3 protein-coding genes are annotated in these 1,247 nt (G+C 32.4%); all 3 read left to right on the top strand.

Features of this window, described 5'->3' with window-relative positions; genetic code table 11:
- Positions 1 to 438: phage late control D family protein (locus IC220_RS07635; protein WP_369408781.1), on the top strand; the 438-nt coding region annotated here is incomplete at its 5' end.
- Positions 439 to 496: 58 nt separating this feature from the next.
- Entirely contained in the window at positions 497 to 1,027 is a 531-nt protein-coding gene (locus IC220_RS07630; RefSeq protein ID WP_188153805.1) for an ankyrin repeat domain-containing protein, read from the top strand.
- Positions 1,028 to 1,048: 21 nt separating this feature from the next.
- Positions 1,049 to 1,247, top strand: a 199-nt coding sequence (locus IC220_RS07625; protein ID WP_188153804.1) for a hypothetical protein, incomplete at its 3' end; no start/stop codon positions are given.

Genomic DNA, 1,247 nt, shown 5'->3' with positions numbered 1-1,247 from the left:
AAAGGTGCAGCAAAATCAGCAACAGGAAAAGTTTTAGGAACAACAACCATTAAACCAGAAGATACAACTAACTGGCAAGTACATTTTACCGTACGTGATAAGTACAATTCCGTAATAGCAAAGTGGCATAGCTATGAAAAGGGTGAGACTATTAAAGAAATGGTTGGTAGCGGTGAACCAAGTTATATTATGCTGGAAAATTACCCCAATGCAGAGTCAGCAGTAAGTGCAGCAAATGCCAAGCTAAAACAATTAAAACGCAGCAATGAAACTTTAGAGATAACAATGCCAGGTAATCCTCAAATATTTGCAGAGGCAAAACTTAATCTTATAGGCTTTAATCAAGCAGTAGATGGCGAATGGATAGTCAATAGAGCAGAGCATACCTTAAATAGTTCGGGTTATCTTACTACATTATCTGCATCTTTAAGTAAATGAAAACGGTGTTAAGAAAAAATAAGTAAATAGTCTATTTAATATGAAGAAACTGCTGAGTATGAATAAACTGGAATATAATGAAAAAGATAAAATACATTTTGTATGGTTTACGATACTAGTGGTATGTGTTGTTATTACATATTGCTATCAAAAGTCTAAAGCTGTAGATAATTACAAAAAAATATTACAGATTGCATCTAAAAATTGTAATTTAGAAGTGGTGAAGTTTTCAGTGAAAAGTTTGTTAGATATTGATACACAAATGTCTAAGTTAACTGCATTACATTATGCTGCAGAAGAAGGATGCTTTAAAATTGTCAAGTTTTTGATAGATGAGGGAATTAATGTAAACATTATCAATGGGTATGGAAGTACAGCACTTCATAATGCTGCATACCAAGGTGATGTGGAAATTATTAAGTTTTTACTAGAGAAAGGTGCGAATCCCATTATTAGAAATAAAGATGGAAAAAACCCACGAGATGTAGCAGTAATAGAATTACGATATGATAAAAATAAGAACAAACCTTATAGAGAAATAATAAATCTACTTGCTCAAGCCGAAGACCAGTACAAATCAAAAAAGTAATCCGTTATCAGCTTTATATCCATGCAAAATCAAAAAGTCCCATTAACAGTAATAATAACGATGATAATACAGACTATTATTGTTATATGGTGGTTGGCTAAGCTAGATTCACGTGTACAGATACATGACAAGCTAATTGAATATGGGTTAATGGAGAAAGTGCTTGTGCTTGAGGAAAGGGTAAAAAATCTTTCTGAGGAATTAGATGAATTCAAGATTA

Origin of the sequence: Wolbachia endosymbiont of Pentalonia nigronervosa (assembly GCF_014534705.1) — a bacterium.
GTDB lineage: Bacteria > Pseudomonadota > Alphaproteobacteria > Rickettsiales > Anaplasmataceae > Wolbachia.
Note: the sequence above shows the minus strand (reverse complement) of the source record. Positions and strands in the feature narration are given on the sequence as shown.